The sequence below is a fragment of the Candidatus Moraniibacteriota bacterium genome (assembly GCA_028688415.1).
Taxonomy (GTDB): Bacteria; Patescibacteriota; Minisyncoccia; order Moranbacterales; family UBA1568; genus UBA1568.
This window is the reverse complement of record JAQTYF010000001.1, coordinates 812,553-834,836: the sequence shown is the minus strand read 5'-3', so window position 1 is coordinate 834,836 and position 22,284 is coordinate 812,553. Positions and strand designations below refer to the sequence as shown.

Genomic DNA, 22,284 nt, shown 5'->3' with positions numbered 1-22,284 from the left:
CGCTTTCGAAAATTCTTTTTTGAGACGAATCTAGAAAACCACTTTGACTGGTTCTTTTTCTGCTTCGGCTATTTCAAAGAATTCACGCTTGGTAAAGGCAAACATACTCGCGATGATATTGCTCGGAAACATATCGATCTTGTTGTTGAGTTCGAGAACATTGCCGTTATAGAATCGACGAGAGGCCTGAATTTTATTCTCTGTATCAGAGAGCTCGCGTTGCAATTCGAGGAAGTTCGTATTGGCCTTGAGGTCTGGATACGCTTCTGAGACCGCAAACAATGATTTCAGTGTCCCAGAAAGCATGTTTTCTGCTTCTGCTTTTTCTCCAGGGGTTCCGGCTTGCATTGCGTTCGCTCGGGCCTCGGTCACTTTCTCAAAGACACTGGATTCATGTGAAGCATATCCCTTTACGGTACTGATCAGGTTTGGGATGAGGTCATAACGACGTTTGAGTTGCACATCGATATCACTCCACGCTTCACTCACGCGATTGCGAAGCTGAACAAGTCCGTTGTATATCGCGACAATGTACAGTACGAACAAAACAATAACAATGAGAATAATAAGGGTTGCATTCATAGTTTTTTATCAAAATAAATTACATTTTGTCTTATAAGTATAGCATATTTGAGAAAAAGGACAATATTCTCCTCTTCATCTATGATATAATAGAAGGGATGTAGTATAAATATTTATAGAATACTCTCTATGAAACGATACGAATTCTCCTTTATTATTCTTTTTATGATAGGAGCACTCGTTTTTGTCTTTTTTGCTTCTCAAAGAAAATATACTTTTGAAAACGATACCGTGTTTGTCAAAACTCCTCAAGCCCTGACAACACTCAAACAATCAGGTACTTCTCGGCAATCCGTCTATCTGCTCGTTGGTGAAGGGCTCCCTGAAAATGATTATTATCATGCAGAACTTCCCGCACTCTCGATGGGGACCGTAGACGAGCTCAATAAAAAATATGGGGATTTCCGAAGATGTTCCAATGAGAGTGCAGAAAAGGCGAAAGAATCTATCATCAGTCTTCAGCTTATCGGAAAAAATGCTGATGTAGTCAAAAAAATATCAACCATCTACAAAGAATCAAAGAAAAAAAATGACACTCTGATTCGTGTCTCCGGGACAGAACTTCGGGTAATAGAACATACTGCTCGTAGTAATAGAGGAAAAATTCCTTCATTTCATCCATCTATTACTCTCCTCGTCGACGATATCGAAACGGTAGAAAAAGTACAATAAAGAAATGCTTCGCAATACTCTCTCGTAAAAAGAATACTTCTGTACTATACTAAAAAAGGAATATCTCCTCTCCTTTATAATAAATTATTTATACTTTATTTATGGAAGCTACTACCTATCTCGTATTTCTTATTCCGATCACAGTCGGCATCATTACACAAGCCATAAAGTTTATTCTCTACACCATCAAACATGGTTGGAACATAGAGTATGCGTTTACACACGGTCATATGCCGAGCGCTCATACGAGTCTCGTAATATCGCTTCTCGTAACGATGGCACACTACGAAGGTATCAATTCAGCCGCCTTTGCACTCTCTGCCGTACTCTCATTTATTGTCATCGATGATGCAGCCCGTATTCGTATGTATCTCGGTGATCAGGGTCGCTATCTCAATATGCTCATTGATCAACTCAAAGGAGAAATCGATGAAAGTAAATTCCCTCGTCTCAAAGAACGCGTTGGTCATCGTGTCAGCGAAATACTTGGTGGAGCTTTCATAGGATTCTTTCTCACTCTCTTTTTCATCTCGCTCTTCTAATACCCACAAGAAAAAGAAAAACTCCTGGCTTTTGTCAGGAGTTTTTTGATATACGTTTCAATAAAGACAGAATGTTCAGATTCGTTTTTTTAACTCTTCTTCTATTGCCTGTCGCTCATTCCAAACAATACGTTCTTCACCAATCGCCATTGTCTCTTCGGCACCCTTGCCCGTAATGAGTACAATATCACCGATCTCGGCCAAAGAAAGGGATTTTTTGATAGCTTCCCTGCGATCAAAAATACGAAAATAGTTTTTCTCTTTTTTCTTTATTATTCCTTTTTCGATATCATCGAGAATCTGTTCCGGGTCTTCAGAAAAAGGATCTTCATTGGTAAGAATAATAATATCAGCATTGCTCGTTGCGATCTCTCCCATTATCGGACGCTTGCCTCGATCACGATCACCACAAGCGCCAAAAACGTGAATAATTTTTGTACCAGGTATTTGGAGAGGAAGTACGGACTCATACAACTTTTCAAAAGAATCAGGAGTAACCGCATAGTCGATAATAATATCAATCCCAAAAGTATTTTTGACAAGTTCCATCCTTCCTGGAATCACCTGAACATGTGCAAGAGCTTCTTTGGCAATCGAAAAATCGATATCGAGGAGTCGTGCGACGCCGAGAGCAGCCAATGCGTTTTCGACATTAAAGAGTCCTGGCAAATGAATACGGAAATGCACATCATCGCAAACGAACTCGGTGTTATCGAAATCAAGTTCTATGCGTTCAGCAAAGAGATGTGCATTACGATCTTTCGTACTATAGAAAAGGGTTTGATTCTTCTCTTTGGTAGAAAAATACTCCGGTTCATCCATGTCAAGATTCACCACGGCACGTTTAGCAATACGAAAAAGTTGTTTTTTTGCCTTGCGGTATTCTGCCATTGTTTTGTGATAATCGAGATGTTCGCGAGTCACATTGGTCATCACAGCAAGCGCGTAGGGTACGCCCCATACCCTGTTCTGATCAAGAGCATGCGATGATGTCTCGATAACAGCATATTCACACGATATATCCACGGCTTCCCTGAGAAATTTTTGGAGCTTCCAGGCGGAAAGGGTAGTAAACTTGGAACTATTCACCCATTTTTTCTCCCCTATCTGAAAGTTGATAGTTGAGGCAACAGCAACTTTTCTTCCTGACTGTTCGAGGATACGTGCGATGAGTTGTGTCGTTGTTGTCTTTCCATTTGTTCCTGTCACGCCAATGATTTGTATCTTTCTTCCAGGAAAACCGTAATACAAACAGGCGCTCATCGCCTGCATCAGGTGATACAAATTCTTTATGCTTTGTGGAATAACAGTTGAAAGAAAGCGTTTCATTTATTTGGATAACAAAAGATGGATAAAATTCTTGAAAGTACGGAGGGTTCTGTATAAGAAGTATACTCGAGAATCAAGAATAATATCAAATGTTCCAGGGTACACTGTCGGTAGTGTATTGGGAGCAAAGCCTTTTTTAAATCTTGTAATTCCTTCCCACGGATGAGTGATAATTGATGAGTGATAATTGATGAGTGATCTTTTGTTTTCCATCTTTTCTTCTCTCTTATCGCGCATCCCTTGTCCCTTATCTTCTGTGTGTATCCCTCCAAAATCATACTCTGTACATCCTTGATCTTTGGCGAAGCATATCTGTTTCCATTGTAAGAGAAACGGAGCCATCACATCTCGATACGCGTCACTTGATCCGCCGTGCAAATACAGCGCTCTCCCCTCAAAGAGAATGAGGATATTGGCAACAAGTACTTCTCCATTATATTCCGCAACAAAGAGTTGACAGATCTCTGGAGGAAACGCTTCAAAAAATTTCTCGTAATATTCCTTTGGATGAGAGTTGATAGATTTGCGATCGGATGTTGCTGAAACGAGATTGTAAAATGCGTGCACATATTTTTCTTCGCGAGTCAGAAACACCTTTACTCCACGTTTCTCTGCAAGACGGATATTATACCTTGTCTTTGATTTCATATTTGATAACAGAGCCTCTTCATCGGGGGTGATATCCATAATCAACAATTCCCTGGGCTGTACATCATGGGGTGCTCGGACTATTTTTCCTTCAAAAACATTTTTGATATTTTGGAGAGATTCTTCGTTCTCTGGTTCGATACGTATCCATCTTGCTTTTCTCTTGATTGCTTCTTCAATAAGTTTCTGAACACCTTCTTTTGATAATTGTTGGCCATTGGTTGCTATTGGTCCTCTCGGTATATAGAGGTATTTTCCTCCCCATGGAAGGACATGAAAAATACCGCAAACAAGGAGGTCCTTTGTAGAGCCATCAAGCACTTCTTTTCCCGTAGACTGCTGAAATATTGACCAATACTTTGATTGAAGAAATTCGTGCATTTGATTTATTTTTTTACACGATTACTTTTCTGATTCTTATCAGACGAATCTTTTCCAAGATTTTTGAGTGCCTGACGAATACGGTCACTCACATCTTTCACGTCAGAAGAAACGAGCTTGAGAGCTTCACGTGCCTCTGCGACAGAATATCCAAGTGATACAAGAGCCTCCATAGCATCCTGATCAATCAGTGTTCCTGTGTGATCGCTTCCGCCAAGACCGTCTACTTTATTTTGTAATTCTATAATGACGCGCTCAGCTGTCTTTTTTCCCACACCTGACACGCGCGTGAGAATACTCGGATCCTTGTTGACAATCGCTGTACAGATAGTATTGACATCTGCTATGGAAAGTATAGAAAGTGCGACCTTGGGACCAATGCCAGAAATAGAAATAAGCAGTTCAAACATAATCAACTCTTCTTCCTGAAGAAATCCATACAAAGCAAGTTGGTCTTCTCTCACATGCGTATGGATATAAAAAAGTATTTCTTCTTCCTTTCCAGCCACCTTACCAAGCGTATAAGCAGAAACAGAAACCAAGTAGCCAAGACCACCCACCCTCACAATAACCGCATTTCCTTTGATACCGACGATTTTTCCTTCGATTTGAGCAATCATACGCACAGTGTAAATAAAACATATTGGAAAACCTTTTCTCTCTTATTGGTGTATTGTAGCATATTCCCCTTTTCTCTTCATAAGAGAGACGGCTTGCCAAAAGAACAAAAGCGTGTTAAAAAGGATACATCTTCATTGTACTGTGTGCGTGAGAAATAACCCATATAAACGATTGTTACCAATCGATCAAATATTATGCCGATCAAGAAATCAGCCAAAAAGTATATGCGCGTTACCGAGAAAAAAACGGTTCGCAACAAAATAGTGAATGGTGTCGTAAAAAGTGCTATCAAAAAAACTCGTGAAGCAGTCACGGCTGGTACGCTCGATGTCGCACAAAAGAATCTCAAAGAAGCTATCAAGGCTCTCGATAAAGCGGCTCAAAAGAAGGTTATCAAGAAAAATACTGCTGCTCGAAAGAAATCTCGTCTCAATACATTGGTAAAAAAAATTGCTGTCAAGGCATAATACCTCTTCTCTAAAAAAGACCCTCTCTTGGGTCTTTTTTTCTTTTTTCAAAATTTCCACACAAACAAATCAAGAGCTACCAAGGGATCGAGCGTTCCTTGTTTGAGAGCGGTATCAAAATCCGAAAGAAGCATGAGTCCTTTTTTGATTCGTGTCATCGGAAAATGTTTCACAACACCGAGTATCTTTTGAACAACAAAAGGTGGTACTTTTATCTGTGTTGCGATAAGAGCTGGCTGACTCATCCCTCGATCGTACAACTCTCTCACCAAAAGGAATCGTCTCACTTGCCATGCACAGAGACCAAGAAGGGGATACACACCTTCCGATCCCACTAATTCTTGTCGAAAAAGAACAAGAGCCTTCTGTCTATTCCCTTGTGCTAGAGCATCGAGAGCCTCAAAAATGACATTTTCAGCCATACTCCCAACTAACAACAACACGTCTTCTTTCTCGAATATGCCCCCTGGTTTGAATGTCGAAAGCTTCTCGAGTTCTGTTTCGATTCGGGCAGTGTTGTTGCCGAGGAATACAATAAAGAGAGAAAGTGCTTCTCGGGAAAATTGTGCCTTGGCATCAAGAGAAGAGAGTCGCGTCTTGATATATTCATTCATATTTCTCGCCTCAGGCTTTGTAAAAACTTCCTCTGTATCGCGATGTTTCAAAAGAAACTTTACGAGAGTATTCGTTTTTTTTATTTTTCCTGGCTCGACAAAAAGAAGTGTTGTATCTTTTTCGTTCTTCACAACGAACGCCTGAAGAAAATCCAAAAAGAAATGTTCTGCCCCTTCTTCGAGTTGGAATGGATGAAGAAAAACAATCATTTTTTTTGAAGAAAATAACCCAGAAGCACACGAGGATACGCTTTTTTTTACAGCATCCATTGTTCCCTGATCTTCAAAATCAAAAACAAAAAGTTCTCCTTCTGGGGAATGTTCCAAAAAAGATTTTTGTAAAATACCTCGACGCTTGTTAACCAAGAAGTCGTCTTCACCGTGTACAAAAAAAATCATAAAGCAAATAGCAATTAACTAAAAACAGGCGATGACTCCATTATACACGCTAAGTAAAAAGCGAGCACGTGCCCGCTTTTTTGTTCGTTGCTTCTTGTTAGCTGTTTATTGGCCTGGTTGCCACTTCAATGCCTGTCCTGGATCAATAATATCTACCCATATCTGTCCTGGAATGAATTTGACTTCTTGTCCTGACTCATCAATGAAGAGGAGTTTACTTTCGATATTCCCCTTGTCCTTCTTCCATGTGCCACGATATTGCTTTCCATTCATATAGTAAAACATGCTTCCTGAATCTGATTGATCAAACCATGGGTCACCGATCTGCACATTGACATATTGTTCGCCCACTTTGATCGGAGCAGCATCAGCAATCATCACCACGACGTTCTTCGGAGCTATTTTCTGTGCCGTATTTCTATCGGTATCGACTATTCCTCCCCATGTACGAACAAATGTATTGGTCGTTTTGTCATAATCATATTCAGCATCGAACGGTTTCGCATAGGCAACACGGAGATTTCCTCCCGTCGGACGCTCTTCGAGAGACACTTCCGCTTGATGAGGATATCCGAGAAATTTATTTTCCATTCTGTATCCAAAATTTTTCGCCCCTTCGAGAAGACTCGCAAACTTGGCATATCCTGTGTCGACACCACGCATATTTCCTATTGCTGTTTTGCGGAAACAATACTGACCTGCAGACTGTCCTGCATCGTTGTTGCAATTCATATCATCGATGATACCGCTCCCGAGAATCTCCTTGAATTGCTCGATGTCTGCTCTTCCCCAATGGACATAAATAGAATCAAAACTCTTTGCGAGATGAACAAAGTCATGTCGAGCACTCCGAAGTGATCCGACTTCTTCTGGTATTGTACAACCATAAACGCCCATCAAACGAGTAATACTGCCATAGACTGCTGACATTTCAATGACCATATCTGCCTGAGAAAGACCCGCGAGAGGTCGTGCAGAGACATCGGCTGGTTGCATCACTGCAAAGGATCGTTTGTTCCAGTTGTCACAAGAAAGACCTGAGAGAGGACTGACATTTCCATCATTGAGAGGGGTTGTCGAAACAGCCGGTAAAGACTGGTTTTTATTATTGAGTTCTATCGGTTGTGGTTTTATTTTGTTTTTGGAAACAAAATACGCTCCGACCAAAACAAGTACGAGCGCACAAAGTGCAATGATCATCTTTTGCTTTTTTTCCATAGAGAATACTTAAAACAAATTATCGTTGACATTTCGGACAATAAAAAATACTTCGTTGTCCAATTTTTTTTCGTACTATTATTGTACCACATTTTTTACAGGGTTCATCAGTTCGTCCATAGACATGTCTCGTTTTCTGAAATTGTCCCTCGAGGCCATCAGTGTCTCTGAAATCGCCATCACTCATTCCTCGCAACTGGAGCGCTTGCTTCAATACTTTTTTTACCGATACAACACTACGATGCTGTTCTTCGATCGAGAGCGTGCCAAGGAGGCGTGTCGGGAGGACACCTGCGAGAAACAACGCTTCGCTTCGATAAATATTACCAATACCTGCTATCAAGTTTTGTTCAAGAAGGAGTGCTCCTATAGATTTTTTCTCTCTCTTCACGATGAGCTTCTGAAAGAAGTCTGTTGTGAATTGTTTCGAAATTGCATCGACACCAAGAGAGAGAATGCTTGGCAAATTCTCTACTTCATCCGTTTCCAACACCTTCATCCAGCCGAATTTACGCATATCAGAAAACTCGAGTGTCGTGCCGTCAGAAAAACCAATACAGTGATGGATATATCCGTTCATCGGGTCTTTTATAAACGCATCCGACATTCTATTCGCATCATTCTTGATGAGGAGGTGTCCGGTCATTTTGAGATGAATCACGATTGAGTACATGTTGTCGAGATCAATCACGATATGTTTTCCGAAACGTCGCGTCCCAAGAATGACTGTTCTTTGTACTCGTTTGGCAAACAATTCAAAAGAAGGGAGGGTGCGTTTCTGCCAATCACTCCACACGGTCATTATTTTCTTTCCCGTCAATTTCTCTCCTACCTGAGAAACAACCGTCTGCACTTCTGGTAATTCTGGCATGATGTTTTTTCGGTTCTCATTTTTCTGATAGTGACAAAGAGTTTTTATATCTCTCCCCAATTTTTTCCGATAGCTGTTTCGACGGTAAGGGGGACGCTGAGAGGATATGCTTGCTCCATCGTTTCTTTGATAGCGTCTGCAAATGCTTGTGCTTGATCTTCTTTCACTTCACAGATAAGTTCGTCATGTACCTGGAGCACTATCTTCACGCTGTTTCTGAAATCCGTTTCGATACGTCGCGTTACAGCGATCATCGCGAGTTTCATGATGTCGGCTGCGAGTCCCTGCACTGGCATATTGATCGCCATCCGTTCCGCCGCTCGTGCCACTTGCACGTTACTACTCGTGATTTCTGGTGTATAGCGACGTCTCCCGAGCTCCGTTTCGACAAATCCTCGCTCTCGAGCATTTTCTTTCATTGTTTCAATATACTGTGCCACTCCAGCAAACTTTTCAAAATATGCTTTGATAAATTCTCCTGCTGTTTTCTGATCGATCTTGGCAGACTGAGCGAGACCATAGGCTCCCATACCGTACATAATTCCAAAATTGAACACTTTGGCCTGACGACGCATATCAGGAGTCACTTCTTCCGGCTTCACTTTGAATACTACGCTCGCTGTCCTCGTATGGACGTCTTCGTTCTTTTGAAATGATGAAGTGAGAGATTCGTCCCCGCTCAGATGTGCCATCACACGGAGTTCGACTTGAGAGTAGTCGGCTCCCACAAACACATATCCTCTCCCTGGCTCGAAAGCTCCTCGCACGAGTGTTCCCCAATTTCGGGCAGGCCCGCCTGCATCGTGTCGCGTTGCGTTGCGGGCAGGGATATTCTGCACGTTCGGATCAGCAGAAGAAAGTCGTCCAGTCGCAGCGACTGTCTGATAGAACGTTGTATGCAGTCGAGAATGGTTGTCTACCAGGAGTGGGAGTGCATCGAGATAGGTGGTTTTCAGTTTGAACAATTCTCGATAATTTTCTATTTTTTGAATGATGGGGTACTCCTGCAATTTTTGCAGTTCTGGGGAAGCAGTTGATATCCCTGTTTTTGTTTTTTTGATATTGGTCGTTGGTATGTGGAGATCTTCGAACAGAATGACTGAGAGCTGTTTCGGAGAATTGATATTAAATTCACGACCAGAGAGTGTGTAGATATCTCTCTCCAACACACCGAGTTCTTTGGTGAGTTCGAGAGAAAGCGTCTGAAACTTTTCTGTGTTAAGAATAATACCTTCCGCCTCCATCGCATACAGTATCGGGATAAGAGGGAGTTCAATCTGTTCCAATACGGTTCGTAGTGTTTTTCCTTCTGTCTGAGTCGCACTTACTTCATCTATGCGTGTCTGGAACATTTTCTGTAACAAAAGAATTTTCTGTGCTGGAAAAAGGATTTCTTCTTCGCCAAATTCTTCCAAAACAATGTGAGACAAATCGACATTACCACCAGATCGGAGGAGATAGGCCGAGAGCATAATATCTGATGTCATGCCACGAAAAAGTATGTGTTCTTTCTTGAGGAGATGCATGAGATGTTTTCCATCGTACACTATTTTTTTTCGCGTTTCATCTTCGAGAAATGTTTGCAAGAAAATTTTTGTTTCTTCGTTCCAAAAGACCACTGCTTCAGATAGCTCATCTAAAGCAATATGTATCGTGTCGATACCCACACCAAAAAGTGTCCCTTCTCCTTGCTTGACGTACACCGAAACCTCTTTCGTCTTTCCTAAAAACTTTTCCAATTCTTCTTTCGTAGATATTTTCTGAACTTTTATTTTCTTGCCTGCCCTGAGCGTAGTCGAAGGGTTGTTTTTGTCGTCTACTTCTTCTGTACCAGATATTCTCTTGATCAAACTAAAAAATCCGAGTTCTCGTAAGAGTTCTGAAACAACATTCCGATCAAAGTCTTTGGTCACACAGGCAGACAGATCAAGTGTGATCGGAGCGTGTATGTCAATTGTTCCGAGTTCTTTGGAAAGAAAAGCGCTCTCGCGATCGACTTCCAATTTTTTTCGTACCGAGTCTTTTACTTCTTCGAGATGTGCATAGATGTTTTCTACACTCCCAAATTTTTGAAGGAGGTCAGTTGCTGTCTTGGCACCAATACCTGCCACTCCAGAAATATTATCTGATGAATCACCTGCGAGTCCTTTATAGTCTGGAAGCTGTTTTGCTCCGAAACCATATTTTTCCATAACTGCTTTTTCATCATAGAGCACGATGTCCTTGATCCCTTTACGAAGCATGAATACATTCACAAGCGGTGTGACGAGCTGGAGCTCATCACTGTCCCCTGTCACGATAATCACTCGGACATTTTCTGCTTCTGCCTGACGAGCGAGTGTTCCGATGCAATCATCCGCTTCGAATCCTGCGAGTTCATAGATCGGAATATTGAATGCTCGCGTCATTTCCTTCACACGTGGAATCTGCGCGTAGAGATCGTCTGGGGCTTTCACGCGTGTCGCTTTGTAGTCGGCGGATTTCTCGTGACGAAATGTCGGCCCAGCCAGATCAAAAGACGCCGCGATATATTCGGGGTGAAATTTCTCAAGCACCGACAAAAGCGTCAGTGTAAATCCATACACGGCATTCACAAGTTCCCCTGACTTGGAGGTCAGTGGTGGGAGAGCGTGATACGCCCGATGGATGAGTGCGTTCCCATCGATAAGCACAATAGTTTTGCATTTTTTGTCCATAGTTTCAGTATACACTAAAGAAGCTGATATTCGAAGCGGTTTTTTCTCTTCTTTTGAAAGAAAAAAGTACTTATTAAATGGCCTTATTAAAGCATTTATATTCTTTTTACACTTGACAAAAGATGGAGTAAGGCGTATAATATATATATATTCAATGATTTCCTGGTAGGTGCATCGGAGCGGTGACTCTCCCAGGGAAACATTCTGTTCGCCCACGCCTTCTATCCGAGGCATACACGGATACTTTCTCAAGGAGAGAAGAAAATGTATACAGATGCTGCAACTTTCAAAAAAGCGGCTACAGGAGTCATAGTCGCATTCATAGTGATCATTGTCTTTCAGATCGTATTAACGCTCATGCCTCTATGAACACGAAAGAGTGTAGGGGGCAGACATAAGGAGCAAAGACTCCTACCAACAAAGGCTTTCGATTTACACCGAAAGCCTTTTACATTTTCTCTTCTCTTTTTTATCGATACTTTTTGAGAAGTTTTTATGCGAGCAAAACAATGCTTATTTCCCGTTCGTTTTCACTGATACTTTTGAAATGTATTTCTATTCTCTTGGACGGAAGAAGCGTCTCGACACGCTCGGGCCATTCGAGAATGACGATGCCTTTCGTATCTTCGAGCCATTCTTCGAAACCAATAGTTGTGAAGTCCTGGCTTTTCACACGATAGGCATCGACATGATACACGCGCTCGATACCGTTTACAGGCCTCGAGAGATTGTACTGCTTCATAATGACAAACGTCGGGCTCACGAATGGTCGCTCTGCTCCGAGTCCCAAAAGCAAGCCCTGTGTGAACGTCGTCTTGCCCGCGCCCAAATCACCCCGGAGACAAATAAGTGTCCCTCCGGCTATTTCCTCTGAAAATTTCTGTCCGAAAGCGCTTGTTTCGAGAGCAGAATGAGTGATGATGTGTTGTTCCATATATTCTTTATTTTAGCGTAAAAATGAGAGTTTGACGAATAACCACTCTTTCCAGAGCCTGGTTTGACAGTGCCCTTTTTCTTTGCTACGGTGGACTATCATCTTTGTTGTATATTCATCAATTTTGATCATGTACTTTCCTTTTAAGAAAGTTCTTCATTCTACATTAGGTATTAGATATTTGTTCATATGTCCCTCACTCTCTCTCAACAATTTCATGATCTTTTGAGAAAAACCACCGATCCTCTCATTCTTCTTTCTGCATACCCGACTCGCGATGCCATAGCCAGCGCTTTTGCTCTCGCGTTGTTTCTTAAAAACAGCGGGAAAAGCGTGACGATTGCAAGCGAACATATTGATATCAAACAAAACGAATTATCATTCCTTGTTCAGCCAGAAACGATTATTACTTCTATCACAGGAGCAAGAGATTTTGTTCTGACGTTTGATACCACTCGAAACAAAATACTTGGAGTGCGAACAGAAAAAAGCGACACTGAGGTACGTGTTTTTCTTACACCAGAGAATGGCTCAATCGATCCACGAGATTTCTCTTTCATTCCTGCAAAGTTCAAATTCGATCTCGCTATCATCATAGGAAGTCCAGACAAAGAACACCTAGGGAAAATCTACGAGGAAAATCCTGATATTTTTTATGAGATTCCTCTTATCAACATCGATAATCACCCAGAAAACGAACTTTTTGGACAAATCAATCTCGTTGATATTACCGCTTCTTCCAATGCGGAAATTCTCGCGGAAACACTTGGCGAAGACAATAAACTGCTCTTTACAGAAACTGTTGGTGAAAGCCTACTCACGGGCATCATCACTGCAACTGATAGTTTCCAGAAACGTAACACAACTCCGAAGGCTCTCAAAATAGCTTCTCATCTCATGGACAAAGGTGCTGATCAACAAAAAATTATCCGAGCTCTTTATAAGACACAACCACTTCACCTTCTCAAACTCTGGGGACGCGTCATGTCACAATCCAAATGGGACGAAGAACTCAAACTTATTTGGGCATTCATCACCATCGAAGATCTCGTCCAGACGAGAGCTCGCATCGAAGACCTCCCTCTTGTTTTGGAGAAAATCAAAGGAAATTATTCTTCGGCACGTTTCTATATGATTCTTTCTCTCGAAACGAATGGACTCGTTCGTGGCATTGTCAAAGGAAACGGCAATGAAACACTCTCATTTTTTGCAGAATGTTTCAAAGAAGGAGAACTTCATGGTGATACGTTTTCTTTTGTGCTTCCTGCGAACACAGTAGACGAAGCAGAGAGAATCATAATCAGTCGACTCCAACAAAAATCCGTCGCGAAAGAAACCTTCTAAAAAATTCTCGCAAAGAAAAAAGCTCCTTTTATTGAGAGGGGCTTTTTTTGCTTTTCACGCTCTTTGTGCGGTATAATGGAAAAACAAATACTTTGAAATAAAAAAATATGACAACGGTTATCCAAGGAAATTCATCCTCACACTCAGATGAAAAAGATATCCAGTCTGAAAAAATACTCCAGAAAATGCGGGAAGTGTCTATTGAAGAACAAGCGTCTCTTCTGGCGAATAAAAGCGGACTTGCTTATATCGATCTCCATGTTTTTCCTGTCAGCACCGAAGATGTTCTTCTTGTTCCAGAAGAAGAAGCAAAAAAATATCGTTTTGTACTCTTCAATAAAAAAAATATACAAGCTTATTTTGCTATTCTCAATCCGAATGAAAGAGAAACACTCCAATACATCAAAGATCTCTGTACTTCACACGGATGGAAAGGTCAGGTTTTCATCGCTTCACAACCATCACTCGACCGTGCTTGGAACAGTTATACTAAACGCACATTCATCGATACGTTCAATCTTGTCCGAGTTTCTCTCGATGATGCGGACCTCGAGAAATTTGAAAAAGATTTCGGAGACCTTATTTCTCTCAAAGAAAATGTGACAGCGAATACTTCTCGATCGATGGAAATCATTCTGGCAGGTGCTCGTAAACTCGGCGCAAGCGATATCCATCTCGAACCCGCAGAAGATGCTGTCCGACTTCGATATCGTATCGATGGTGTTTTACAAGAAATAGGTAATATCCCGTCTGAACGATACCATCTCATACTCTCTCGTATCAAAATGCTCGGAAAGATGCGTCTCAATGTCAGAAAAGAGGCTCAAGATGGTCATTTTTTCATCACACTCGAAGAAAAACGCATTGACGTTCGTGTCAACAGTATCCCAGGAAAATACGGTGAGAATATCAATATGCGTCTTCTCTCTGGAGAGGATGTTGTTGTCGATGTTACGTTGCTTGGGTTTCGCGGGTTAGCTTACGAGGAAATCACGAAACAAATCACGAAACCAAACGGACTCATTTTGAACACTGGACCAACGGGTTCTGGAAAAACAACAACGCTCTACACACTCTTAAACCACATCAACCAGCCAGATACCAAAGTAATCACTATCGAAGATCCGATCGAATATACTCTTCCTGGTGTTGTACAGACCGAAGTGTCCAAAAATAAAGAATACACCTTTGCGACTGCGCTCAGAGCGATTGTCCGTCAGGATCCTGATATTATTCTCGTTGGGGAAATCCGTGATGATGAGACCGCTGATATCACGATCAATGCGGCACTCACTGGACATCTTGTATTTTCCACCCTTCATTCCAACAGCGCAGCAGCGTCTATTCCTCGTTTTATGGAACTCGGAGTAAAACCTTCTCTCCTCGCTTCCGCTGTCAATGCTATTATCGCTCAACGTCTCGTGAGGGTGCTTTGTGAGCACTGTAAAGAAGCTTATGTACCAGCCCAAGAAACAATTGATTCTATTCTCAAACTTATCACCATCATTTCACCAAAAGCAAAGCTCTCGCTCCCCAAAGAAGTCAAAACTCTCTACAAATCAGTCGGTTGTGCCAAATGTCATCTTACCGGATACCATGGGCGTGTCGGTATTTTTGAAGTATTGACGATGACACAGGAGATTATCCAAGCAGTCAATGATATGGGAACAGAACAAGAAATCCTCCGTGTCGCTCTCGAGAATGGTATGATTACCATGACACAAGACGGTATACTCAAGGCACTCGATGGCATCACGACACTCGATGAAGTATGGCGTGTCGCTGATCAAACAGAATCGCTTCGTGCTATCTATACAGAATTAATGCCAAGCGAACTTTCTCGTTCTACTCATATTTCAGAACAAATTTTTGTTGAGACAAAACAATATATTTCTTCGCTCGAAAATTTTTCACGCTATCTCTCTACGCTCGATTCACGACTCTTTTTTCCTTCTCTTTTTGCTGGAGCACTCTTCTTCCACGCTGGAGATATCCATATCGAACCTGTGGGTGAATTTGTTGATATTCGTTTTCGTATCGACGGAATTCTCCAGACAGCAGCCCGCATCCCTCTCAGTGAATATCCGACGTTCGTCGCAGAAATCAAACTCGCGGCAGGACTCAAATCAGGAGAACGATCAGGAACCGTCGATGGTCGTTTCTCGCTCACTCTGGAGAAAGAAGGTGGGAAGAAAGAAACAATTGACATTCGTTTGTCTATCATTCTCGGAGGTTTCGGCGAAACCATTGTGATGCGTATACTCAACCAGTCTATGGTAAAACTCGATCTCGATACACTTCATATCCGAAAGCAAAACCTCGACACCATCCACAAGGCGATGAATAAATCACATGGCGTTATTTTGAGCACAGGACCAACGGGCTCTGGAAAAACAACTACTCTCTACAGCATCCTCGCAAAACTCAATACACCAGAAGTGAAGATTATTACCGTCGAAGACCCTATCGAATATCAGATGCCTGGTATCCTCCAAACTCAAACCAAGGAAAGCGAGGGGTATACCTTTGCGACAGCCCTTCGTTCGCTGATGCGTCAAAACCCAAATATTTTGATGGTAGGAGAAATCCGTGATGATGAGACTGCTCAGATAGCAGTCCAGGCAGCGAGTACTGGTCATCTCGTCCTCTCTACGCTCCATGCCAATTCAGCATCAGGCGCTGTATCACGATTGTCAGCGATGGGTGTCAGTAATGATGATATTGCCAATACGGGCAATCTCTTTATAGCACAACGTCTCGTACGAAGAATTTGTCAAAAATGCAAAGAATCTTCGGTTGGCACAGAAGAAGAACAACGTATTATAAGAGAAACTCTCGCATCTCTCCCTGCATCTGAAGAAAAAGAAACTCTTCTAAAAAACACTGTTCTTCCTAAAACAAAAGGATGTGAATCTTGTGGTGGCACCGGTTTCTTAGGACAAATAGTGATTGCAGAGACACTCTTCATTGAAAAAGAAATTTCTGAACTCATTGCGAGAGGAGCTCTCACAAGTGAGATAGAAGAAAAAGCGATCAGTCTCGGCATGATCACTCTTGCTCAAGATGGTATTCTCTCTGTTCTTGAAGGCAAAACGACTCTCGAAGAAGTACAACGTGTCACCGATATCTAATATTTTTGGCAATAAAAAAGAGACTCTTTCGCTGGAGTCTCTTTTTTCGTTCGCTTCATAAAACCTGTTTAAACTGTAGACAAACCTCTGGCATAGGAGCCTGAGGAAAAGAAAAGTGTCGAGGTATAGCGCAGCCGAGACCACCCTACCCAAATCTGGACAAACAGTTCCGCGATTGAGGACAAAAGATAGTAATCCCCAATTGTCTACAGATGAAACAGTCCCGATCAAAATGTCACGTACAAAGCACGGAACTTCTTGAACCGAGAAATACAATATTTTTTTATTAAGCGAAAAATCATAATAGCATAGCTTTATTCTTTTGTCAACATGTGTTATACTGTTTTTATAGAAAAGACTACTTTTTCCTTATATAAAGCCTTATTATACTCTATGAATATCCTTTCTGATCCGACACTCGCCGATGAACAAAACTTCGACGCCACTCTTCGTCCGCAGCATTTTTCAGAATATGTTGGTCAAGAAAAAATCAAACGTCACCTAGACATATTTATTCAGGCTGCAAAAAAACGAGAGGAACGTATTGATCACGTACTCCTGTATGGTCCTCCGGGACTCGGAAAAACAACTCTCGCTCATATCATCGCCAAAGAGATGAACGTGAATATCAAGGTAACTTCTGGTCCAGCGATTGAAAAAGTAGGAGATCTCGGATCTATTCTTACGAATCTCGACGATGGAGACGTTCTTTTTATTGATGAAATTCATCGTCTCAACAAAATGATTGAGGAGGTGCTCTATCCCGCTATGGAAGACTATAAACTCGATATTATTATTGGCAAAGGACCCTCGGCGCGTACTATTCAACTCGATCTCCCCCGCTTCACACTTATTGGAGCAACCACTCGGCTCGGCTCTCTCTCAGCTCCTCTCCGCAATCGTTTTGGATCGACGCACCGTCTCGAATTCTATACTCCTGAGGAAATCGAAAAGATTGTCAGGCGTTCGTCTGGTATTTTAAGTATCGGGCTTGATGCTGAAGGCGCCAAAAAAATAGCTGTTTCGAGTCGCCAGACCCCCCGTGTTGCCAATCGTATCCTGAAGCGTGTCCGTGATTATGCTCAAACCAAAGATCTCGATACTATCACGGGAGCGGTAGCACATGAAGCTCTTGCTATCTATGAAATAGACCATCTCGGACTTGAGCCGACTGATCGTCATATTCTCGAAACACTCATCACAAAATTCAAAGGTGGTCCAGCCGGACTTCAAGCAGTCGCATCTGTTACTGGAGAAGAAATGCAAACGATTGAGGATGTCGTCGAACCCTATCTCTTGCAACTCGGTTTTCTCGCACGCACTCCTCGTGGTCGAGTCGTCACCCCCGAAGGCTACGAGCATCTTCATATACCGATTCCGAAGAATCAACAGGATAAATTACTCTAAAGAATAAAAAACATATTTTCTTTTTGAGTGTCTAGTGATACTATAGAAAGTGTTCGGAGTTGTTTTTTTTCTTCAAATTATGTCACAAATTCTCAGTGCCATTTACATAGTACTCTTCTTCAGTTATATACTCATGGGACTCTTTGTTGTCTTTCATATTTTTCGCTATTCTCTTAAAAAAAATTATGCTGTTTTTGGTATCACATTATTTCTCTCGGTTTTCACTCTTCTTTTGATAACGAATTTTCTTCTTTTTCTCTCGCTTCCTTTTGATCAATTGATCCCAAACCTTTCTTTCTAAAAATTCTTATGATACATGCATTTCATCGTTTTCATTTCACTGGGCAAAGAGATGGCGAGGAAGTAGTCGAAATCATTCATCGTCATTGGTTCGATATTCTCTCTCGTTTTATTTTTATTCTCTTCTTTTCTTCTCTCCTTCTTTCTGGTTTTATTTTTCTTTTTTTTCTTTTTCCTGATTTTCTCAACATATCTCAAAAACAACTTTTTCTCTTTCTTGAAAACACTTTTTTTCTGTTTATTTGGCTTTTCGGATTTCTCACCTGGATTGATTATTATTTTGATACCTGGATCATCACCAATGAACGTATCGTCAACATAGAACAACGAGGTCTCTTTGATAGACATATCAGTGAGCTCAATTTTCGTAACATTCAAGATGTGACGACAAGTGTCGACGGCATACTCCCGACTATACTCAATTTTGGTGATGTTTCTATACAAACCGCAGCAGAACAAGAACGATTCATGTTTCGAATGGTCCCTGATCCCTACAAAATCAAGGATATTATCATGAAAAGAACTGAGCATACACGCTCGAGCGGTCTCCACTAAACAATTCTTTCAGAGGTTGATTTTTTTCACAAAGTTGATAGAATGGATTGTCTTTTGTTTTTTATTTCTTTTTTATTTTTACTCTATGTCAGGACATTCACACTGGGCGACTCACAAACATCAGAAAGGTATCAATGATGCCAAAAGAGGAATTGTTTTCACAAAATATGGAAGACTCATCACTATCGCTGCTCGCGAAGGCGGAAGTGGAAATCCAGATATGAATTTTAAACTTCGGCTGGCTATTGACCAAGCAAAAAGCGTCAACATGCCAAAAGAAAATATCGATAGAGCAATCAAGGTTGGGACTGGTGAGTCCAAAGATGGCGCACAAATTGAAGAAATTTTGTACGAAGGATATGGACCTGGTCAAGTTGCACTTATTATTGAGACAGCGACTGACAATAGAAATCGTACGGTAAGCGAAATAAAATCACTGCTGACAAAAGGAAATGGAAAGTTTGTCGCCGCTGGTGCGGTGAGTTTTCTCTTTCGTAGAACGGGACTCATCACTTTTCTTCTCGAAAAATATTCTGTGGAGACTCTCGAGCTAGAGACTCTCGAATCTGGAGCTGATGATTTCTTTGTTGAAGATGGAGTGTTTGTTGTCGTAACTGCTGTTGATAAACTCCAGTCTGTCGAAGAATATTTTCGTACTCGCTCCATCGTCTGTGAAAGTGCTGAGCTCGGTTATATACCGCTTCAAACAGCAACGCCAAGCGATACCGATACTTCTTCGCTCGAAAAACTCCTCGAAACGCTCGAGGATCATCAAGACGTACAGCGAGTCTGGAACAACGCTTGTTAATTTGACGACATTCTCTTTTTTTATAAAACACAGGCACTATGAGAATACTCGGCATTGATCCAGGTACCGCCATTGTCGGCTGGGGGGTCATCGATGTACTAGGGAATAAAACGACTGCTGTTGCTTATGGCCACATCACTACTTCCAAAGATCTTCCTCTTTCCAAACGACTTCTCGAGATTTCTCGTAACCTTACCGATATTGTCAATGAATATCATCCGGAGGAAGCAGGTATTGAAGAACTTTTTTTCTTCAAAAATCAAAAAACAGTCATTCCTGTCGCTCAAGCTCGTGGCTGTATCGTATTGACATTGGAGAATTTATGTGTTACTATTTCTGACTACACCCCCCTCGAAATCAAACAAGCTTTGACGAATTATGGACGCGCAGAAAAGGCGCAGGTACAGCTTATGGTGAAAGCACTTCTGAAACTTGCTGCTATACCAAAACCAGACGATGTTGCTGACGCGCTCGCTGTTGCTCTCTGTCATGCCAGTCGCCGTAAAATGGAAGCTATAAAGAATTCCTAATATCTCATTCCTCATTTTTTTTAATAATTTTCAACGCACAAATTCTAAAATCGTATCATTGTTTAGAAATTGAAAATTGAAAATTGAAAATTTTTTTATGCACTATCATTCTCTCGTACAGTTTTGTGTCGAACAAGGAGTCCCTCTTCAGACGGTTCTTCTTCTCCTTATGCTCCCCCTTGTCGCCACTCTTGTCGCTTTTTTTCGTCAGGTAATCGGCATCAAAGCGTTCGGTATCTATACCCCCTCCATTATCACCTTTGCGTTGATTGCGTTTGATCCAAATGGAGTTAAATACGGTATCGCTATTTTTGTCAGCGTCATTCTTGTTGGAATGGTTACGCGTTTCATACTGAAAAGATTTCGTCTTCTTTATCTTCCTCGTGTTGCCATCACCCTCTCTATCGTATCTCTTGCTATTCTTATGGTACTCGTCATAGGTGGGATGTATCATCGTACCGGTCTCGCATCGGTTTCTATCTTCCCTCTCCTTATCATGATTACTCTTGCTGAAAAGTTCATTGCTACTCAGATAGAAAAAGGGAGCAAGATAGCTTTCATTCTTGCAACAGAAACACTTGTTATTTCCGTTATTGGCTATTTTCTTATTTCTTGGGAAACCCTCGCCAATCTTCTTTTAGCATATCCTTGGGTGGTGCTTTTTACTTTTGTTATCAATTTTTCCCTCGGCAAATGGACAGGTCTTCGTATTACGGAATATCTTCGTTTTCGAAAAATTGCTCGCTATCTCTAAAGAATGCATTCTGAGCACAAAAACATTTTTCTCTTATTTTTTTATTTTTGAAAAAGAATTTTTCTTTCTTCTTGTCATGTTCTATGCTTGAATTCTTCAAAAAAAATCGTGGATTACTTGGTATGAACGCCCGTAATCTCGATTATATTCGACCCTACAATCGTCGAAAAAGTATGGAAATTGCGGATAGCAAACTTCTTTGTAAACGCATTTTACAAAAAAATAATCTTGGTGTTTCGACGCTGATTGCAAAAATTAAAAATTACGAGGAGCTTGATGCTTTCGATTTTAGATCCCTTCCTGATAGCTTTGCTCTCAAGCCGAATCGTGGCTTCGGAGGAGAGGGTATTGTCGTCGTTTATGCCCGAAAAAAAAATAATCCGCTCGTCTGGATCAAGGCGAACGGCTCAACAATAACCGCAGAAGATCTCAAAAATCATATCCGCAATATTATTGATGGATCATTTTCTCTTTCCAATATTCCTGATGTCGCTTTTTTTGAGGAACGATTGAAGCTCCTCAAACTCTTCAAGCCGTATGCTTTCAAGGGCATTCCTGATATACGTATTATTATCTTCAACAATATACCTGTAATGGCCATGCTCCGCCTCCCAACGCGTGCTTCAGACGGCAAAGCCAACCTTCAACAAGGCGCCATCGGAGTCGGCATTGACCTCGCTACCGGAACAACAACCAGTGCTATCTTGGGAAAAGGACATATTATCGAATACGTTCCAGGAACGCGCCTTGCTCTTTCTGGAATAAAAATTCCGTACTGGAACAATATTCTTCGTATGGCTGTTGATGCTCAGAGAGTCTCAGGGCTTGGTTTTCTCGGAGCAGATGTCGCTATCGATCGTGATCGTGGTCCAGTGATTCTCGAACTCAATGCCCGTCCGGGACTCTCTATCCAGCTCGCAAATTTGAGCGGTCTCAAGGAACGTCTCAAGCGTATTTCTGGACTCAAAATAAAAACAACCGAGCGAGGAGTGCGGGTAGGAAAAAATCTCTTTGGTGGCGAGATCGAAGAGGAAATCGAGGAAATTTCTGGTAAGCATGTCATTGGAAGTATCGAAAAAATAAAACTCGTAGGAAAAGATGGGAAGGAAATCGAAGTGGAGGCAAAGATAGATACTGGAGCCGACTCGACATCAATCGATATCGAACTCGCGAAACAACTCGGATTCGAAGATGTTTTAAAAAAATTCGAAGAAAAAGTGGCGGGGAGAGATGTTCTCACTGAGCTTTCCAAAGAAGAACGTGAAAAACTCTTCTCTTCTATTCCGGATCTCGCTGACACTCTGCTCATTCGATCTTCTCATGGTATTTCTTATCGACCAGCAATACTCATATCTCTCACTGTTGATGCTTTGACTTTTCCAGCCAAAGTTTCGTGTATCGATCGATCACATCTGGCATATCCTGTTATTATAGGACGAAAACATTTGAAAAAGTTTCTTATCGATGTGAACAAATAGTAT

The 22,284-nt window shown here is 41.5% G+C and carries 21 protein-coding genes; 12 read left to right on the top strand and 9 right to left on the bottom strand.

What is annotated here, in order from left to right; translation table 11 throughout:
- Nucleotides 1-30: 30 nt before the first annotated feature.
- Nucleotides 31-582: a LemA family protein gene (locus tag PHH40_04045; GenBank protein ID MDD2766900.1), complete on the bottom strand. Its 552-nt coding sequence runs from the start codon at nucleotides 580-582 to the stop codon at nucleotides 31-33.
- 129 nt (nucleotides 583-711) lie between these two features.
- Between PHH40_04045 and PHH40_04040 the strand changes: the two genes are divergently transcribed.
- Together PHH40_04040 and PHH40_04035 are read left to right on the top strand one after the other, a co-directional pair.
- Entirely contained in the window at nucleotides 712-1,254 is a 543-nt protein-coding gene (locus PHH40_04040) for a hypothetical protein (GenBank protein MDD2766899.1), read from the top strand.
- Nucleotides 1,255-1,355: 101 nt separating this feature from the next.
- Entirely contained in the window at nucleotides 1,356-1,796 is a 441-nt protein-coding gene (locus PHH40_04035; GenBank protein MDD2766898.1) for a divergent PAP2 family protein, read from the top strand.
- A 75-nt stretch (nucleotides 1,797-1,871) separates the two neighbouring features.
- Here the strand turns inward: PHH40_04035 and PHH40_04030 are convergent, their stop codons facing one another.
- Genes PHH40_04030 through ruvA form a run of 3 tightly spaced genes read right to left on the bottom strand, consistent with a single transcriptional unit; the run spans nucleotide 1,872 to nucleotide 4,774 of the window.
- Complete coding sequence (locus PHH40_04030) at nucleotides 1,872-3,125, bottom strand: UDP-N-acetylmuramoyl-L-alanyl-D-glutamate--2,6-diaminopimelate ligase (GenBank protein ID MDD2766897.1); 1,254 nt, start codon at nucleotides 3,123-3,125, stop codon at nucleotides 1,872-1,874.
- The gene (locus tag PHH40_04025) at nucleotides 3,126-4,154 is read right to left on the bottom strand and encodes a peptidoglycan bridge formation glycyltransferase FemA/FemB family protein (protein MDD2766896.1); all 1,029 of its coding nucleotides are present in this window, start codon (nucleotides 4,152-4,154) and stop codon (nucleotides 3,126-3,128) included.
- A 5-nt stretch (nucleotides 4,155-4,159) separates the two neighbouring features.
- The gene (gene ruvA, locus PHH40_04020; protein ID MDD2766895.1) at nucleotides 4,160-4,774 is read right to left on the bottom strand and encodes a Holliday junction branch migration protein RuvA; all 615 of its coding nucleotides are present in this window, start codon (nucleotides 4,772-4,774) and stop codon (nucleotides 4,160-4,162) included.
- A gap of 195 nt (nucleotides 4,775-4,969) precedes the next feature.
- Between ruvA and rpsT the strand changes: the two genes are divergently transcribed.
- Nucleotides 4,970-5,242: a 30S ribosomal protein S20 gene (rpsT, locus tag PHH40_04015; GenBank protein MDD2766894.1), complete on the top strand. Its 273-nt coding sequence runs from the start codon at nucleotides 4,970-4,972 to the stop codon at nucleotides 5,240-5,242.
- A gap of 47 nt (nucleotides 5,243-5,289) precedes the next feature.
- On the opposite strand, the gene holA is transcribed toward rpsT, so the two are convergent.
- From holA to tsaE, 5 genes are all read right to left on the bottom strand, one after another.
- Entirely contained in the window at nucleotides 5,290-6,255 is a 966-nt protein-coding gene (gene holA, locus PHH40_04010; GenBank protein MDD2766893.1) for a DNA polymerase III subunit delta, read from the bottom strand.
- A 105-nt stretch (nucleotides 6,256-6,360) separates the two neighbouring features.
- Nucleotides 6,361-7,473: a DUF3048 domain-containing protein gene (locus tag PHH40_04005; protein ID MDD2766892.1), complete on the bottom strand. Its 1,113-nt coding sequence runs from the start codon at nucleotides 7,471-7,473 to the stop codon at nucleotides 6,361-6,363.
- Between the two features lie 19 nt (nucleotides 7,474-7,492).
- Entirely contained in the window at nucleotides 7,493-8,344 is an 852-nt protein-coding gene (mutM, locus tag PHH40_04000; protein ID MDD2766891.1) for a DNA-formamidopyrimidine glycosylase, read from the bottom strand.
- A gap of 44 nt (nucleotides 8,345-8,388) precedes the next feature.
- Nucleotides 8,389-11,040: a DNA polymerase I gene (gene polA, locus PHH40_03995; GenBank protein ID MDD2766890.1), complete on the bottom strand. Its 2,652-nt coding sequence runs from the start codon at nucleotides 11,038-11,040 to the stop codon at nucleotides 8,389-8,391.
- 493 nt (nucleotides 11,041-11,533) lie between these two features.
- Nucleotides 11,534-11,974: a tRNA (adenosine(37)-N6)-threonylcarbamoyltransferase complex ATPase subunit type 1 TsaE gene (gene tsaE / locus PHH40_03990; GenBank protein MDD2766889.1), complete on the bottom strand. Its 441-nt coding sequence runs from the start codon at nucleotides 11,972-11,974 to the stop codon at nucleotides 11,534-11,536.
- Between the two features lie 189 nt (nucleotides 11,975-12,163).
- Here tsaE and PHH40_03985 point away from each other — a divergent pair, with 189 nt between their 5' ends.
- From PHH40_03985 to PHH40_03945, 9 genes are all read left to right on the top strand, one after another.
- The gene (locus PHH40_03985; protein ID MDD2766888.1) at nucleotides 12,164-13,318 is read left to right on the top strand and encodes a hypothetical protein; all 1,155 of its coding nucleotides are present in this window, start codon (nucleotides 12,164-12,166) and stop codon (nucleotides 13,316-13,318) included.
- Between the two features lie 107 nt (nucleotides 13,319-13,425).
- Entirely contained in the window at nucleotides 13,426-16,449 is a 3,024-nt protein-coding gene (locus PHH40_03980) for a type II/IV secretion system protein (protein MDD2766887.1), read from the top strand.
- Between the two features lie 393 nt (nucleotides 16,450-16,842).
- Nucleotides 16,843-17,856: a Holliday junction branch migration DNA helicase RuvB gene (gene ruvB, locus PHH40_03975; GenBank protein MDD2766886.1), complete on the top strand. Its 1,014-nt coding sequence runs from the start codon at nucleotides 16,843-16,845 to the stop codon at nucleotides 17,854-17,856.
- A gap of 79 nt (nucleotides 17,857-17,935) precedes the next feature.
- Nucleotides 17,936-18,157: a hypothetical protein gene (locus PHH40_03970; protein ID MDD2766885.1), complete on the top strand. Its 222-nt coding sequence runs from the start codon at nucleotides 17,936-17,938 to the stop codon at nucleotides 18,155-18,157.
- A gap of 8 nt (nucleotides 18,158-18,165) precedes the next feature.
- Entirely contained in the window at nucleotides 18,166-18,711 is a 546-nt protein-coding gene (locus tag PHH40_03965; GenBank protein MDD2766884.1) for a PH domain-containing protein, read from the top strand.
- 85 nt (nucleotides 18,712-18,796) lie between these two features.
- Nucleotides 18,797-19,519 (top strand): YebC/PmpR family DNA-binding transcriptional regulator, encoded by a 723-nt coding sequence (locus PHH40_03960; GenBank protein ID MDD2766883.1) that lies wholly within the window; start codon nucleotides 18,797-18,799, stop codon nucleotides 19,517-19,519.
- A gap of 38 nt (nucleotides 19,520-19,557) precedes the next feature.
- The gene (gene ruvC, locus PHH40_03955; protein MDD2766882.1) at nucleotides 19,558-20,049 is read left to right on the top strand and encodes a crossover junction endodeoxyribonuclease RuvC; all 492 of its coding nucleotides are present in this window, start codon (nucleotides 19,558-19,560) and stop codon (nucleotides 20,047-20,049) included.
- Nucleotides 20,050-20,146: 97 nt separating this feature from the next.
- Nucleotides 20,147-20,803 (top strand): 7TM domain-containing protein, encoded by a 657-nt coding sequence (locus PHH40_03950; GenBank protein MDD2766881.1) that lies wholly within the window; start codon nucleotides 20,147-20,149, stop codon nucleotides 20,801-20,803.
- Nucleotides 20,804-20,886: 83 nt separating this feature from the next.
- Nucleotides 20,887-22,281, top strand: coding sequence for a sugar-transfer associated ATP-grasp domain-containing protein (locus tag PHH40_03945; GenBank protein ID MDD2766880.1), 1,395 nt, complete (start codon nucleotides 20,887-20,889; stop codon nucleotides 22,279-22,281).
- The last annotated feature ends 3 nt before the right edge of the window (nucleotides 22,282-22,284 follow it).